Genomic DNA, 15386 nt, shown 5'->3' with positions numbered 1-15386 from the left:
CCCCCAGGCCGGCGGCCTCCCCCAGCGTGGATCCCCAGTCCGGTTCCGGCGCGGCCGGAACCGGCGCCGGCGCGAGCGTCGTCGCGGTGGGCGCCGGAGCCGGCGGCGGGCTCGAGACCGCGGCCGCCGGCGTCACCGCGACGGGCGGTGCGGTGGGCGGGGCCGGGCGCACCGGTGGATAACCGGGGTCAAGATCGGCGGGGGCATCGAAGCGCACGGCCGGCGCGGCGGCCATCCGGTCGGTGACCATGTCGTAGGCGGTGTCGACACCGTCGCGCGTCGACCGCATCGTCGTCAGCCAGTCGTCGCGGATCTCGTTGTCCACGTACGGCATCACCTGCTCACGCACCACCTGTTCGGCGGCTTGCCGGTCCCCCGCCCCGGTTGTGACCGTGGCGGCGGCGACCAGCCAGGCCGGCCGCTGCGCCTGCGTGCCGTCGTCGACGGCGATCGCGGTCGCGACCTTGGAGTCGACCAGGTACCAGAGGTTGTCGCGCAGCGATTCGCACCGTTGCGCCGCCGCCCGAACTTCGGTCGCCACCGCGGCGGCCGCGTCGCAGTGCCGCTCCATGAACCGCACCGCGGCGTCCCCGCCCGGCCCCGTCCAGGCCGCGGCCAGCTCGGCCACCTGGGCGCGCTGGATCCGCAGCGCTTCGGTCACCGCCTCGCCCGCCGCCCGCAGCTCCGCGCAGTCGCGGTCCAGGGCACGTAGATCGAGGCCGTCTTCGGTGTCATACCAGTCGCGGAGTTGCTCGGGACGCGACGTCAGGTCCGGATGCTGGTAGCCCAGGGCATGGCAGGCCTGCACGTAATTCTGCGTGTGGTCGACGGCGGGCGCGCCCTCGGCGAGGCGCTCGGCGACGTCCAACCGGTCGGCCATGCTCAGGCGATCCGTTCCGCGGCATACAGCTCGGCGTCGGCGTAGCGGTCGGCGCTCGCCCGCAGGGCGACGGCGATCTCCGCGGACGCGCGCGACCACAGTGCCACTTCGGCGGTCAGTCGCTCCAACTCGGCACGCAGCGCGTCACCGCGCGCGGCGTGCGCGCGCCCGGCGGCGACCCCGCCGAAAGCCAGCCGACCCAGCCGATCGCTCAGGGCGCGGTCGATCAGGTCGGCGGCGGCACGGAACTGGTCGGCCACGCGATGCGTCGCCGGGACGTCGATCTCGGTGCGGGACACGACCACCGGCCGTATTCCCCTGTCGAATCTCATGCCTAATCCGACGGCCGGCCGCGCGCCCCGGTTCCCAGAGATTCAGCGCCGCCCGGCGCCGGCCGGTGTGCCACATCCAGAGCAGCGAAACCCGCGCGGGCGAGCACTATTGGTCGTCAGGATGCTGAGCTCGGGGCCGGCAAATCCGGAGCTGGCGGCAGAGTGGAAAAGTCGGAGCGACGGGTCGGCCTCGGCGGTAGAGCGCCCCGCGCCATGAAAGGCGGCGGCCAGGCTGGCGACTTGCCCCGGTTGGTTTCGGCGCTGGCGAAACCATTACCGGCACGGGCCTGGTGATCGATTCAGTCACGGACCGCACTGGCCGGGAGGGGGTTCCTCGGCCGGGCGCGCCCGGGGTCACGCGGGGGTTCAGTGCGCGGAGCTGACCGCCTCGGCCACCCGGTTGGCCACGCGCTGGGCGACGTCCGCCTCGGGCGCCTCCACCATGACGCGGATGACGGGCTCGGTCCCGGAGGGGCGCAACAGGATTCGGCCGGTGTCTCCGAGTTCGGCCTCGGCGTCGCCGACCGCCGTCCGCACCGCGGGCGCGGCCGCGGCGGTGTCCTTGTCGGCGACCCGGACGTTGATGAGCACCTGCGGCAGCGTCTGCATCGGCGCGGCCAGCTCGGTCAGCGACGAGCCGGTCTGCGCCATCCGCGTCATCAACCGCAGCCCGGTGACGATGCCGTCCCCGGTGGAGCCCAGCGCGGGCATCACGATGTGGCCGGACTGCTCGCCGCCCAGGCTGTAGTCGCCCGCGCGCAGTTCCTCGAGGACGTAGCGGTCGCCGACGCCGGTCGTGCGCACGGTGATCCCGGCGGAACGCATGGCCAGGTGCAGCCCGAGATTGCTCATCACGGTCGCCACCAGCGTGTCCGAGGCCAGCTCGCCGGCCTCGCGCATGGCCAGCGCGAGCACGACCATGATCGCGTCGCCGTCGACGAGCTCGCCGTCGGCGTCGACGGCCAGGCAGCGGTCGGCGTCGCCGTCGTGGGCCAGGCCGAGGTCGGCCCGGTGCGCGATGACGGCGGCGCGCAGCGAATCCAGGTGGGTGGAGCCGCAGTCGTCGTTGATGTTCAGGCCGTTGGGGTCGGCGTTGATCGCGATGACCCGGGCGCCCGCGGCGCGGTAGGCGCGCGGCGCCACCGACGAGGCCGCGCCGTGCGCGCAGTCGACCACCACGGTCAGGCCGTCGAGCCGCATCGTGCTGGCCTTGCTCAGGTGGCGCAGGTAGCGGTCGTCGGCGTCCTCGGCGTCGATGACGCGGCCGATCCCGGCGCCGACGGGACGCGACGAGGGCGCGCCGGCGAGCAACGCCTCGATCCGGTCCTCGGTGTCGTCGTCGAGCTTGCGCCCGCCCGGGCCGAAGATCTTGATGCCGTTGTCGGGCATCGGGTTGTGCGACGCCGAGATCATCACGCCGAAGTCGGCGTCGTAGGCGCCGGTCAGGTAGGCCACCGCGGGGGTGGGCAGCACCCCGACCCGCAGCGCGTCGACGCCCTGGCTGGTCAGCCCGGCGATCACCGCGGCCTCCAGCATCTCGCCGCTGGCCCGGGGGTCACGCCCGATCACGGCGACGCGGCGGCCGGGCCCGCCCGCGCTCGCCAGGTGCCGCGCGGCGGCGGCGCCCAGCGCGAGCGCCAGCTCGGCGGTCAACTCCCGGTTGGCGACCCCACGGACACCGTCGGTGCCGAATAGTCGACCCATGCGGACAAACCTCTCACAATTGCCGGTTCAGCACCTAACGTGCCCGTTCTTTTCTGACCGAAACGGGGCCCGTTTGCGCGCAGACACGCCGAAGGAACGCGTGTTGAGGCCCCGCCGCGGCCAGAAAGTGATGCTCGATCAGCGCTTGCTGTACTGAGGTGCCTTGCGGGCCTTCTTCAGGCCGTACTTCTTGCGCTCCGTGGCGCGCGGGTCACGGGTGAGGAAGCCGGCCTTCTTCAGCGCGGGCCGGTCCTCGGGCTGCGCCAGGATCAGCGCCCGCGCGATGCCCAGGCGCAGCGCGCCGGCCTGTCCCGACGGACCGCCGCCATGCAGCAGCGCGAAGATGTCGAAGTTCTCCACCCGGTCGACGGTGACCAGCGGGGCCTTGATCAGCTGCTGGTGCACCTTGTTGGGGAAGTAGTCCTCCAGGCTGCGGCCGTTGAGGTCGAACTTGCCGGTGCCGGGCACCAGGCGAACCCGCACCACGGCCTCCTTGCGGCGGCCGACGGTCTGGATCGGCCGGTCGAAGACGAAGGACTCGGCGGCCGCGGGGGCGGGCGCCTCGGCCGGCACGTCGGGGGTTTCCGGGGTGGCCGTGGTCTCCAGGGCCTCGGTCGTTTCGGTCACTGGGCCACCTGCTTGATCTCGTACGGAACCGGCTGCTGAGCGGCGTGCGGGTGCTCCGGGCCGGCGTAGACGTGGAGTTTGCGCTGGATCTGACGGCTGAGCTTGTTCTTGGGCAGCATGCCGACGATCGCCTTCTCGACGACGCGGTCGGGGTGCTTGTCCATCAGCTCGCCGATGGTGCGCGAGTGCAGGCCGCCGGGGTACCCCGAGTGGCGGTAAGCCAGCTTGCTCTGCAATTTGTCGCCGGAGAGGGCGACCTTGTCGGCGTTGATGACGATGACGAAGTCACCGCCGTCGACATTGGGGGCGAACGTCGGCTTGTGCTTGCCGCGCAGCAGGGTGGCCGCCGCGACGGCAAGGCGGCCAAGCACCACGTCCGTGGCGTCGATGACGTACCACGACCGCGTGGTGTCACCCGCCTTTGGCGCGTAGGTGGGCACAGCGCTTACCTTCTTCTCTCGAGGTGGATCCCGGGTCGAGCCGGGTGCCGGTCAGGCGTTCGCGGTGGGGCTAGTCTCGGCGACCGACGTTGACCCGAGGCCCCGGCGTACCGCACGCCAACCGAGCAGCTTACCGACGCGCGTCCCCGCAGGTCAAAATGACTGTGTGGTCCCGGGGCTCTCCTCCACCGGGACCACACAGACGTCTGTGGGTGCTTTGCCTACCCGCCCCAGGCGCCGGCAGCCCGCCGATCGGCGTCGGCCACCTCGTCCGCGCCGTCGCGCACCGCGTTGCCGAGGTCGACCAGGATCTCGTTGAGGGCGGTCGCCGCCTGGTGCCACTTCTGCTGTTCGACCTGGTAGGCGGCGGCCGCCTCGCGGGTCCAGAGCTGCTGCAGCGGGGCGATCTGCGACCTCAACTCGTCCAACGCCGCGTTGAGACGGGCCGATGTGGCGTGGATTTCCCGGCGGACCGAATACTCGATCTCGCCGAAGTCATAGGAAAGCGGCGACTCCACCATGAATCCTCTCGATCACAGCGTGCCGCCGGCGGCGGCGATGTGGGCGGCGTGGTCGTGGCCCGCCTCCTGCAGTGTGGCGGCGTTGTGCCGGATGGTCTCGCCGATCGCGTGCAGGACGTGGTAGAGCCGCAGCGACTCGGCGTTCCAGCGATCCAGCACGTCTTTGAACCGCGCGGCCGCGGTGCCGCCCCACACCGACGGCGGGACCCCGCCCATGCGGCCGATGAATGCCTGCAACATCGCCCGGATCTCCTCGTTGCGCGCGTCCGTGGTCGCCGCGACCGATCGCATCAGGTCGAAGTCGGCGCTCAGTGTGTTCGGAGCAGTCATATTGGGTTCGACCGCGCCGACGCTCATTTGGTTCCACCCGGTTTCGCTAGTCATCCGACCGCGTGGGCGGATCGCACCGCCTGCTCGCAGACGGCGCGGACGGCGTCTTCGCCGCCGGGCCGGCTCTGGCATCCGAGGCTGATCCGCACCGGCCCGTCCAGCAGCACGGTCCACCGCACGCGATGGCCGGGGCGGACCTCGAGGTAGGTGACCGCCGGCCTGCCGGCGCTGGTTCCCGCGGGGTTGAAGTCGACGAACACCCCCGGGGGCTCGGCGTCGATCGCGCGTTTCAGCCGCTCGGCGGCGCCGCCGAGCGTGTCGCCGGCGACCGGGGACTGCGTGACGTGCAACGCCACTTCGGGGTCGACCGGCGAGGTGACCTGGACCCGCGCCGACCCGGGCCCGGCGAGCACGCGTTGCGTGGGCCAATCCGAGGGCACGGCCACCGCCACCCGGCCTTCGACCAGGAAGGTCGCCGGCGGGGCAGTCACCGGCGGTGAGCTCGCCGCGCCGTGCCGGCCCGCGCTGATCGCGGCCGGCGCCGCCGCGGCCAGCACGATGGTGGCCGCGCCGAGGCCGCTCAGCGCCCGACCACGGGACCGGACGCGGCCCCCACGTTCGCGCGGCGCGATCGGCTCGTCGCCGCGCCCGACCGAGCGCGCCAGCCGGGCCAGCCGCGCGTCGTCGACTCGCATCACCGTCTGCCCGTTGCCGCGCGCGGCCTCGGCGATCGACGCCGCAATCGTCGATGCCCCCGGGACCGGCGCGTCGATGAGCACCCTGTCCGCGGGCATGCCCGCGAGGACGGCCACCACCTCCTGGGCGACCGGATGCGGCGGGCGCCTACGCGGTATGGCGACGCCGTCGGCGCCGCCAACCACCACCATCGCGTCCGTAATCTCCACCACGACGGTCACTTCCGCGTGCGCCTCGGCGTCCGACGTCAGCAGCCACGACCGGGGCCGCACCAGCACGTCGCCGGACACGGTGGCCGCGGCCGAGCTCACCAGCCCGACGCGGGAGGGGGACCACCAGGACGGATGCACCACCGTCACGCCCCTGGCCTGTGCACAGGCCGCCGACCGCAGCGCATCGCTCCAGAGCGAAGCGACGGCGACCGGCCGCTCGCCCACCAACGCGACCCGATCGTCGATCGCGTCCAGCGCCGCCCCGGCGACCTCGGGTGTCGCGTCATGGGCGACCGCACCTGCCCCGCAACACAATCTGCGGATGGTGGCGGGCCCGGCCTCGATGACGGCGCGATGCGGCATCACGGCGCGCTCCAGGCGACCTGGACGAGCTCTTCGTCGCCGGGACCGGTGATCAGGAAGCCGCGGCCGGGCGGCAACCGCACGGGACGCCGGGCGCCGAAGGGCGCGTCCTCAGCGGGGCATCCGCTCATCATCAACGTCACGCAGCCGAGGTCGCGCAAGCTCGCCGGCAGCGGCTCGAACAACGCGCGCTCGGCCCCCGCGATGCGCCGGGCGACGACCAGGTGTAGGCCGAGATCCGTTGCGTACGGCAGGTATTCGGCGATAGGCCCCAGCGGGTTGCCGGCCGGGCCGGCGACCAGGTCGTAGTCGTCGACGACGAGATAGATCTCGGGGCCAGACCACGTCCCGGCCCGCAGTTGCGCCGGGCTCGCGTCGGCCGGGGGCGTGCGCCGCCGCAACGACTCGGCCAACTCCGGCAGCATCCCGGCCAGCGCCCCCTGCGACGTGACATAGCCGTCGAGGTGTTCACCCGTGACGGCGTCGAGCAGGCTGCGCCGAAAGTCGACGATCACGAGCCGGGCTTGCGCGGGGGTCTTGGTCCGGACGATCTCGCGGCACAGCGTCCGCAGCGTCGCCGTCTTCCCACATTCCTTCTCGCCGAGCACCAGCAGGTGGGCCTGCCGGTCGAACTCGCAGGTCACCGGTCGCAGCCGGCGCTCGTCGATGCCCAGGAGGATGCGGTCACCGGCCTCGGCCACGGCGGCGTCGCGCTCGACCAGCTTGGGCAGCAACGGTATTGGCGGGGCAACCGATTCGGCGGGACCGACGTCGGCCACGGGCAAGGCGATCATCATGTGCGACCCGTCGCCGGCGAGCCCGCGGCCGGGTCTGCCCCGGGGCACGTGCTGCGCCGCCCTGCGATCCAGCTCGGAATCTCCCGGGTCGCCCAACCGCAGCTCGATGCGGGTGGCGATCTGGTCGCGCAGCGCCGGCCTGATCTCGGCCCACCGCGACGCCGACAACACCACGTGCACGCCGAACGAAAGGCCCTGGCCCGCAATGGCGGTGACCGCCGCCTCCAGCGCCCCGAATTCGTCACGCAACCTCGCCCAGCCGTCGACGACGAGGACGACGTCACCGAACCGATCGGCGCCCGGTGCCACGCCTTCGGCCCGCAGCCGGCGGTACTCGGCGATCGACCCGACGCCGTGCTCGCTGAAAATCGCTTCCCGCGCATAAATCACCGACTCGCATTCGGCAACGATCCGCGCGGCCAGCCTTGGTTCGGTCCTGCCGGCGACCGCGCCGACATGCGGCAGCGCCCGCGCCGACGTCAACGCCCCACCGCCGAAGTCCAGGCAGTAGAACTGCACCTGGGCCGGGTCGTGCGTGGCGGCCAGCGCGGTGATCAAGGTGCGCATCGCCGTGGACTTGCCCGATTGGGGCGCGCCGACCACCGCCACATTGCCTGCGGCCCCGCGCAAATCGATCATCAACGCCGTCCGGCGCTGCTCGAGGGGCCGGTCGACGATACCGATGGGCACGGTCAGCGTGGCCGCCGGGGCCGGCGCACCGCGAAGCAGGGCGCTCAGTTCGGGCGCGGCACCCAGCGGGGGCAGCCAGACCTGGTGGGCGGGCGGTCCGTGCCCGCACAGCCGGTCGAGGACCGCGTCCAGCACCGTCCGGCGCGACGGCCCGCCGGTCTCGGCGGCCTGGGCGACCGCGCCGACCCTGTCGATCCCGAACTCCAGCACTCGGGCGGCAGGCACCGCCGGGGCGGCCGGGGCGGGCCCCGACACGTATGCCGCCTGGAAGCGGGTGAGCCCACCGTCGCTGGTGCGCAGGTAGCCGGCTCCGGGGGCGCTGGGCAGTTCGTGGGCGTCCAGCGTTCCCAGCGCCGCGCGCGATTCGGCGGCCGACAGGGTCTTCAAACAGATGCGGTAGGAGAGGTGGGCGTCGAGGCCGCGCAGCCGGCCCTCGTCGAGGCGTTGGCTGGCCAGCAGCAGGTGCATGCCCAGGGATCGGCCGAGCCGCCCGATCGCCACGAACACCTCGGCGAAATCCGGGTGCTGGCTGAGCAACTCGGAAAACTCGTCCACGATGATGAACAGGGTGGGCAGTGCCGTCTGCGCGGCACCGGCCCGGCGCGCACGTTCGTACGCGGCGGCGCTGACGCAGCCCGCCGCGCGCAGCAACTCCTGGCGCCGGTTCATTTCCCCGGCCAGGGCGTCGCGCATCCGGGTGACCAGCGGCGCCTCGTCGGCGAGATTCGTGATCACCGCTGCCACGTGCGGGGCCCGCGCGTAGTCGAGAAAGGTTGCACCGCCTTTGAAGTCGATGAGCAGCAGATTGAGCACCGCGGGAGAGTTGCGCGCGACCATGCCCAGCGCGATCGTGCGCAGCAGCTCGGACTTGCCGGACCCGGTGGCGCCGATGCAGAGCCCGTGTGGTCCCATGCCCCCTTCGGCGGCCTCTTTGATGTCCAATTCCAGGACCGCGCCGACGGCACTGGTCCCGATCGGCACGCGCAGCCGGCCGCGGTGGTCTTGGCCGTCCCACCACGCGACCGGGTCGAAGCGGTCCGGGACACCGATTTCCATCGGGCCGGTATCGGCAGCGCCCACCCGGTACATCGCCAACCGGCGGGCGCATATCGACGCGTCCAGCGCGTCCATCCGGTCGGGCCGCGACACCCGCTGAGTGCCGCCGAGCCCGCTTATCGTCACCGGTGCGCCCGCGCGGCCCCCGCCGACTTCGAGAACGGTCGCGCCGGCGAACCCGCCGACGTCGCCGTCCAGGTCGGCGACCACCACGGCATGTGCCGCCGGCACGCCGGCGAGCGCGGCCCGCGCCTCCCGCACACCGCGGTACACCATCCGGACCGGGCCCAGCTCGTCGGCGGCGGTCGGGTGTTGGTTGTGCGGCAACCACTTCAGCCACTCCCACTCGGGCCGGGCCCGGTCGCCGATCGCGGCGACGATCAGCAATTGATCGGGGGGATGTGAGACGGCGAGCTGGCAGATCATCGCGCGCACCATCCCGCGCGCCGCGTCCGCGTCGCCGGCGATCGTCGCCCGCGCGCTCTCGCGCAACCCCACGGCGATCGGCGCGACGACCGTCGAATGCGCGCACAGGAAGCGGTGCAAGGCGGTGGCGGTCACCGGGTCGGCGGGCTCGCTGATCTGCGGGGCCATCAAGCGGGAAGCGAGCGGCTGGACCCCGGTACCGACCCGGACGAGGCCGAAGTCGGGGTCGGCGACCCGCCGCTCCCACATGCGCGGGCCGCCGACCAAGGTCCACAGCGTGTCGGGGTAGTGGTGGTCGTGCGTCAGCGAGAAACACTGCGCGGCGGCGGTTTCGGCGACCGTTTCGCGCAGCCGGCTGAGGTATCCGAGATAGCGCAGCCGGTCGGCGTCGACGCCGCCGCCCCGGCGGCGCGCGCGACCGGAGAGGGCCGTCGCCACCGAGGACGCCAGCATCATGATCGGGAAGGCCAAGAACATCGTCGCGCGCTGGCCGCCCGGCCCCGATCGGAACGCAACCGCCATGACGCCCATCCCGGCGACGGCCGCAACGGCCGGCCACAGGCGGGGCAGCAGCCCGGGCGCCGCGGGCAGGGCGGGCGGCGCATCGACGACGAGGTCCGCGGTCGGCACCGCCGGCGGCGGCCGCCGCGCCGCGGGCACGAAAACCTGGGTCATCTCGCCCCCTCCCGTTCGACGAACGCTAGGCAGCACCGAAATCGGCGACAAGTCACCTGTGGACAGCCGCATACCGGACGGCCGGAACGTGGCTATGTTCGCGGCATTCCGACCGAAGGGGCCACCCTTGCCTGCAACCGATCCGGCGCTGCGCCGCGTGTCGATCCATTCCGGGTCCACCGCCGCCGACTTGTCCCTACCGGCCGAGATTCCCGTCGCCGTGCTGACCCCGTCGATCGTGGACGCCCTGAATGTCCGCGACGCCGGCGACGCTTCGGCCGGCAAGCGCTACCACCTGTCACTGCCCGGGTCCTCCGCTCTCGACCCGTCGAAGACGTTGGCGCAGAGCGGGATCGTCGACGGTGCCGTTCTGCTGCTGGGCCAGTCGTCGGCCCCGGCGCCCGCCGCCCGGCATCACGACGTCGCGGAGGCGGTCTTCGAGGCGCTGGCGGCGGCTCCCGAACCGTGGACGGTCGCCCGGCGCCGGCTCGCAACCCGGGTCAGCGGTGCGGTGACGGCGGCCTGCGTGACCGCCGTCGGCGCGCTGGCGCTGGCCCGAAACACGTTGCACGGTAGCGCCGACCACGAACCGCACACCACCGTCGCCGTGGCGGCGGCCGCGAGCCTGATCGCCCTGCTGTCGGCCGCCGTCGCGCACCGCGCCTACCGGGACGCGGCGGCGGGCCTGGCACTGAACGCGATGGCCACCGCCTTCGCCGCGGTCGCCGGTGTTCTGGCGGTGCCCGGCGGCCCGGGTGCCTGCAAGGTGTTGCTGGGCGCGACGGCGGCGGCCGTCACCTCCGTGTTGGCGATCCGGGTATCGGGCTGCGGCGTGGCCACTTTGACCGCCGCGTCGTGCGCCGCGACGGTCGTCGCGGCGGCCGCGTTGGTAGGGGTGATCACCGCCGCCCCGCTTCGCGCGATCGGCGCGGCGTCGGCTCTGGTCTCGGTCGGCCTGTTGGGTGCCGCGGCGCGGGTGTCGATCGTCCTGGCGGGCCTGTCGCCCCGGTTGCCGGCCACTCCGGACACCGACCCGGCCGAAACCGCCGGGGCGTGCGTGGCGGCGCGGGCCCACCGCGCCGACGCCCGGTTGTCGAGCCTGCTCGCCGGGTTCTCGTCGTCGGCGGCCGTCGGCGCCGTCGTCAGCGTCCTTGCCGGCGCGCCGCGCCCGTCCTGCGTGGCGTTCGGCTGCCTCACCGGCGCACTGCTCCTGCTTCGCGCGCGCTCCAGTGACGGCGCCAAGATGCTGGCGTTCGTCGGCGGGGGAATCCTGGTGCTGGCGACCACCTTCGGTGCCGCCGCCGTGAGCACCCCCGGTCATGGGGCCTGGGTCGCCGCGGCGACGGCGACGCTGGCCGCCGCGGCGATACAGCTGGGCTTCCTCGCTCCGGCCGTATCGCTGCCGCCCCCGGTACGGCGAGGCGTCGACGCGCTGGAGTGGCTGGGGCTGGTCGCGATGGTTCCACTGGCGTGCTGGATCTGTGGACTGTATGGCGCCGTGCGGGGACTGAATCTCACATGAGCGCCCCGCGCGTCACGCGCCTGCTGTCGGTGTCGGCGTTGGCGTGGGCGTCACTGCTCGGAACGCCTTCGGCGCAGGCGATTTCGCCGCCGCCGGTCGACGACGCCCGGTTACCGAAGCCCGCGCGTCCGGTGTCGCCGTGGCCGACGGTCCAGCGTGAGGCTTGCGCCGCGATCACGACGGGTTCGGCGCCGGACCCGCTGACGGCGCGGCTCGACCTGTCGCGGGTCTGGCGGCTCACCCGCGGCGCCGGGCAGCGGGTCGCGGTGATCGACACCGGCGTTTCGCGCCACCGCCTGCTACCCGACGTGGTGCCGGGCGGAGACTATGTGTCCAGCGGGGACGGCACCCAGGATTGTGACGCGCACGGCACCCTGGTCGCCGGAATCATCGCCGCGACAGCGGATTCGACGTCCGGCGGCTTCAGTGGGGTGGCGCCGGAAGCCACGGTGGTCAGCATCCGCCAGTCCAGCGCGAAGTTCTCGCCGGCCGGCGATCGGTCCCGCGTCGGCGTCGGCGACGTGGACACCATGGCCAAGGCGGTCCGCACCGCCGCCGATCTCGGCGCGTCGGTGATCAACATCTCCTCGGTGGCGTGCGTTGCGGCCGCGTCGGCGCTCGATGACCGCGCGCTGGGCGCCGCGCTGGCCTACGCCGTGGACGTCAAGAACGCGGTCGTCGTGGCCGCGGCGGGAAATACCGGCGGATCGGCGCCGTGCCCACCACAGCGGTCGGACGCCACCTGGGACACCGTCACGGTCGCCGTCAGCCCGGCCTGGTACGACGACTACGTGCTGACCGTGGGTTCGGTGAATCCGGGCGGCGGCCCGTCGACGTTCACCCTCGCCGGCCCGTGGGTGGACGTCGCCGCCCCGGGGGAGGCGGTGACGCCGCTCGGGTCCGAACCGGTGTCCGGCACGAGTTTTGCCGCCCCGGTGGTCAGCGGACTGGCCGCGCTGATCCGGGCCCGGTTCCCGACGTTGACCGCGCGGCAGGTGATGCAGCGCATCGAGTCGACGGCGCACCACCCGTCCGCCGGGTGGGATCCGCTCGTCGGGCACGGGACGATCGACGCCCTGGCGGCTGTCAGCACCGATGCCGGCGCGCCCGGGACGGCGTCGCCAGCGCCGCCGCCCGCGCCGATCGCCGCGCCGCCACCGGCCGCGCCGCCGAACGACCGCGCGCGGGACACCGCACTGCGCGGTGCCGCCGTCTGCCTTGCCGGGCTGCTGATGGCGCTGGCCGCCGGCGTCGCCGGGGCCCGGCTACGGACCGCCCGCAACCGAGTCGCGGGCGATTGACGCCTGCTGCCGGCTCAGCTCGGGTCCGGCCGGCAGGGTCCGCAGAATCGGCCACGGCGCCGGGGCCGCCGACGGTAGCCCGAGGTCGTGGGCGGCGTCGTCGTCGTGGACCGCGAACCGCACCCCGGTGTCGGTGATCAGATAACGCGCCCCCGCCTGCGCGTGGGCGCTCCGCCCGGGCGGCACGTAGACGGCGTCCAATGCGGGGCCGCGGCCGTCGGCCTGCGCCAAGGTCACCGGCGCCTGACCGGCCGGCAGGGGCAGTCGGCTGCCGGCCAGCAACGTGACGCCGGATGGCGCGGCCCGCGACGACACGCACAACGCGCCGCTGTCGTCCACGAGTCCGGGAGCCCGGTCGGGGAAGGCCGCCACCGGCAGCGAGTCCACGATCCGGGCGGCGCGGATGGCGTCGGGCGCCACGGCGACGGCGGTGGCGACACCCCGGGAGTCAGCGAAGCGCAGCAGGTCGGCGGCCACCTGTCCGATCCGCTGGACCCCGCTCGCCAGTACCGCGTAATACTCGTCACCCCCGCTCTGCATGATGCGTACCACGCTGCCCACCGCGAATCCGGGCAGCGTCGGCGCCTTTCCGCCGGCCCCGCGGATCCACGGCGCCCTGATCGGGGGCGCCTCGGGGATCGCGTTCAGCAACGATTGCGAGACCGGGATCGGCGGCCGCCCCTCCAGCCGCAACGCGCGCACCACCGCGGTGTCGGTGACGTCGACCATGGCCCGCTGCCCGTCGTAGAGCAGGTACGCCGGCGAACGCGACCCGGACGCGGCCAGGACGGCCTGTCCGGACCTCAGGGTATGGGTGACCGCGTCGTCGGTGCGGCCCACGATCACCGTCGTCGCCCCGGCACCGCCGGTGTCGCAGATCGTCCAGGCGGTGTCGTCCGTGGTCAACGGCCGGCCAATGAGTTGCGGCGCGCCCGGGATGCCCAGCAACGGCCCACGTTTGGCGCGGGCCAGGTCCGCCTCGGGAACCGGGCGGGGGTTGGCAGCGGTCGCCGCGATCAGCCGCGCCGACGCCAGGTTCAACACCGGGTGCCAGGTATCGCCCACCCGCACGTAGAGCGCTCCGGACTCTCGCTCCATCACCAGTGGGACGCCGTCCAGCGCCACCCGTGGCCGCAGCAAAGCAAGGAGCGCCGCTCCCGCGACGGCGATCGCCGCCAGCAAGCACCCGACCGTCAGCGCCGCCGTTTGCGCACGCGAGCGGGTGCTCAGCGTGTGGATATCCCCACCCAGCAACGCACACTCCGCGCGGCGCAGCAGGAGTCGGTGACCGCTGACGTGCAGCCACGTGGCCGGCCGACCCTGCACTGACCCTCCCGCCCTGCGCACTCGCTGCGCCCACGATAAAACGGCCGGCCGCGGAGCCGCTGCCTCGATCCACAGGTCAGCGAAGTTTCGAACTTTGCTTAGGGTGGGTAAAGTAACGGCGTGTTTCCCCTCCGCATGGGTCGCTGCCTCGGGCTCGGGGCCTCTGCACTGGTCACTGCCTCCGGCCTGCTGTTATCCCCCGCCGCGACGCCAACAGCCGCCGCGTTTGACTGCCCGGACGTCGAGGTCATCTTCGCGCGCGGCACCAACGAGCCGGCCGGCCTGGGCCGCGTCGGCGACGCGTTCGTGGACTCGCTGCGCCAGCAGACCGGGCTGAACATCCTGCCCTACGGGGTGAACTACGCGGCCAGCAAGCTGCAGCTGCACGGCGGCGACGGCGCCAACGACACCATCGACCGCGTCAAGAAGAGCGTGGAGACCTGCCCCAACACCAAGATCGTGCTGGGCGGTTACTCCCAGGGCGCGTCGGTGATGGACATCGTGGCCGGCGTCCCGATCGGCGGCATCAGCTGGGGCAACACGCTCCCGGCGCAGTACGCCCCCAACATCGCCGCCGTCGTCACCTTCGGCGACGTGGCCGACCGCGCCGGCGGCACGCTGCCCAGCCAGAGCGCGCTGCTGGGCTCGAAGGCCGCCGACTACTGCAACCCCAACGACCCGATCTGCCACGCCGGCCCCGGCAACGAGTGGACCGGGCACACCGAGGGCTACGTCCCCGTCTACACCACCCAGGCGGCGGCGTTCGTCGCCCAGAAGCTGGCCGGTTCGAGCCCGTTGGGGCCCGCGTTCGGGCCACCGCTGGGCCCCGTCCCGAACCAGCCCGGTGCCACGCCGTCGCCGGTGTACGGGCAGACCCCGCCGGGGTCGCCGCCCTCGATCCACGGCGGCACCGCCCCCGCGCCCGCCGCGCCCACCACGGTGACTCCGCAAGCTCCTCTCGTCTGAATCGTTACCGTCGCGAGACCAACGCGCCCCTAACATCGTGGGGTGCGGCTCATTCCATTGACGCTGGGCGCCGGCCTGCTGGCCGGCGCCGCGATAGTGGTTGCTCCCCAGCTGCTTCCGCAAGCCCTGGCCTCCTGCCCCGGCGTCGAGGTGGTGTTCGCCCGCGGGACCGACGAGCCGCCCGGCGTGGGCAAGGTCGGCGGCGCGTTCGTCGACGCGCTGCGCCGGCAGACCTCCAAAAGCGTTGGCTCCTATGCGGTGAACTACCCGGCTAACAAGGACTTCCTGGCCGCCGCGGACGGCGCCAACGACGCCAGCAATCACATCCAGCAGATGGCCGGCAACTGCCCCAACACCAAGCTGGTGCTCGGCGGCTACTCGCAGGGCGCCGCCGTCGTCGACATCGTCACGGCCGCGCCGTTGCCCGGCCTCGGTTTTCGCCAGCCGCTGCCCGCCGCGGCCGCCGACCACGTCGCCGCCGTCGCCCTGTTCGGGAACCCGTCCGGGCGGGCGGGCAGCGGC

General features: G+C 73.2%; 13 protein-coding genes and 1 pseudogene. 4 read left to right on the top strand and 10 right to left on the bottom strand.

Translation table 11 applies throughout. The annotated features are described in order from the left end of the window. The 9 genes and pseudogenes from BST44_RS27320 to eccCa all read right to left on the bottom strand — a co-directional run. Positions 1-880 (bottom strand): annotated as a pseudogene (locus BST44_RS27320) (hypothetical protein); the annotation flags it as partial. A 2-nt stretch (positions 881-882) separates the two neighbouring features. After that, positions 883-1212: a type VII secretion target gene (locus tag BST44_RS27315; protein WP_083179918.1), complete on the bottom strand. Its 330-nt coding sequence runs from the start codon at positions 1210-1212 to the stop codon at positions 883-885. 366 nt (positions 1213-1578) lie between these two features. Continuing rightward, complete coding sequence (gene glmM, locus BST44_RS27310) at positions 1579-2916, bottom strand: phosphoglucosamine mutase (protein WP_083179917.1); 1338 nt, start codon at positions 2914-2916, stop codon at positions 1579-1581. A 138-nt stretch (positions 2917-3054) separates the two neighbouring features. Further along, a complete protein-coding gene (gene rpsI / locus BST44_RS27305; RefSeq protein WP_439330758.1) occupies positions 3055-3522 on the bottom strand; it encodes a 30S ribosomal protein S9 in 468 nt (155 codons plus the stop codon). 17 nt (positions 3523-3539) lie between these two features. Then, the gene (rplM, locus tag BST44_RS27300) at positions 3540-3983 is read right to left on the bottom strand and encodes a 50S ribosomal protein L13 (RefSeq protein ID WP_083179915.1); all 444 of its coding nucleotides are present in this window, start codon (positions 3981-3983) and stop codon (positions 3540-3542) included. Positions 3984-4204: 221 nt separating this feature from the next. Next, positions 4205-4504, bottom strand: coding sequence for a WXG100 family type VII secretion target (locus BST44_RS27295; RefSeq protein ID WP_083179914.1), 300 nt, complete (start codon positions 4502-4504; stop codon positions 4205-4207). A gap of 12 nt (positions 4505-4516) precedes the next feature. Then, positions 4517-4834, bottom strand: coding sequence for a WXG100 family type VII secretion target (locus tag BST44_RS27290; RefSeq protein WP_083179920.1), 318 nt, complete (start codon positions 4832-4834; stop codon positions 4517-4519). Positions 4835-4884: 50 nt separating this feature from the next. Next, complete coding sequence (locus BST44_RS27285) at positions 4885-6108, bottom strand: type VII secretion-associated protein (protein ID WP_142274720.1); 1224 nt, start codon at positions 6106-6108, stop codon at positions 4885-4887. Beyond that, positions 6105-9749, bottom strand: a complete 3645-nt coding sequence (eccCa, locus tag BST44_RS27280; protein WP_083179912.1) for a type VII secretion protein EccCa — start codon at positions 9747-9749, stop codon at positions 6105-6107. The genes BST44_RS27285 and eccCa overlap by 4 nt, the downstream gene beginning before the upstream one ends. Before the next feature lie 127 nt (positions 9750-9876). Between eccCa and eccD the strand changes: the two genes are divergently transcribed. Together eccD and mycP are read left to right on the top strand one after the other, a co-directional pair. Next, on the top strand, positions 9877-11271 hold the full coding sequence (gene eccD / locus BST44_RS27275; protein ID WP_244184966.1) for a type VII secretion integral membrane protein EccD: 1395 nt from the start codon (positions 9877-9879) through the stop codon (positions 11269-11271). Next, positions 11268-12572 (top strand): type VII secretion-associated serine protease mycosin, encoded by a 1305-nt coding sequence (gene mycP / locus BST44_RS27270; RefSeq protein WP_083179911.1) that lies wholly within the window; start codon positions 11268-11270, stop codon positions 12570-12572. The genes eccD and mycP overlap by 4 nt, the downstream gene beginning before the upstream one ends. Here mycP and eccB read toward each other — a convergent pair. Continuing rightward, positions 12537-13898, bottom strand: a complete 1362-nt coding sequence (gene eccB, locus BST44_RS27265) for a type VII secretion protein EccB (RefSeq protein WP_083179910.1) — start codon at positions 13896-13898, stop codon at positions 12537-12539. The genes mycP and eccB overlap by 36 nt on opposite strands. A gap of 135 nt (positions 13899-14033) precedes the next feature. Between eccB and BST44_RS27260 the strand changes: the two genes are divergently transcribed. Together BST44_RS27260 and BST44_RS27255 are read left to right on the top strand one after the other, a co-directional pair. Next, positions 14034-14864, top strand: a complete 831-nt coding sequence (locus BST44_RS27260; RefSeq protein WP_083179909.1) for a cutinase family protein — start codon at positions 14034-14036, stop codon at positions 14862-14864. Positions 14865-14921: 57 nt separating this feature from the next. After that, the coding region (locus BST44_RS27255) for a cutinase family protein (RefSeq protein ID WP_142274721.1) at positions 14922-15386 on the top strand (465 nt) is incomplete at its 3' end.

Source organism: Mycobacterium scrofulaceum (assembly GCF_002086735.1).
Taxonomy (GTDB): Bacteria; Actinomycetota; Actinomycetes; order Mycobacteriales; family Mycobacteriaceae; genus Mycobacterium; species Mycobacterium scrofulaceum.
The sequence above is the reverse complement of the archived record's forward strand: the minus strand, read 5'-3'. Positions and strand labels throughout refer to the sequence as shown.

What these genes read in the sequence shown, in the direction of transcription:
- BST44_RS27315 (WP_083179918.1), bottom strand. Translation starts at nt 1,212, where the DNA reads ATGAGATTCGACAGGGGAATACGGCCGGTGGTCGTGTCCCGCACCGAG.
- glmM (WP_083179917.1), bottom strand. Translation starts at nt 2,916, where the DNA reads ATGGGTCGACTATTCGGCACCGACGGTGTCCGTGGGGTCGCCAACCGG.
- BST44_RS27295 (WP_083179914.1), bottom strand. Translation starts at nt 4,504, where the DNA reads ATGGTGGAGTCGCCGCTTTCCTATGACTTCGGCGAGATCGAGTATTCG.
- BST44_RS27290 (WP_083179920.1), bottom strand. Translation starts at nt 4,834, where the DNA reads ATGACTGCTCCGAACACACTGAGCGCCGACTTCGACCTGATGCGATCG.
- eccCa (WP_083179912.1), bottom strand. Translation starts at nt 9,749, where the DNA reads ATGACCCAGGTTTTCGTGCCCGCGGCGCGGCGGCCGCCGCCGGCGGTG.
- mycP (WP_083179911.1), top strand. Translation starts at nt 11,268, where the DNA reads ATGAGCGCCCCGCGCGTCACGCGCCTGCTGTCGGTGTCGGCGTTGGCG.
- BST44_RS27260 (WP_083179909.1), top strand. Translation starts at nt 14,034, where the DNA reads ATGGGTCGCTGCCTCGGGCTCGGGGCCTCTGCACTGGTCACTGCCTCC.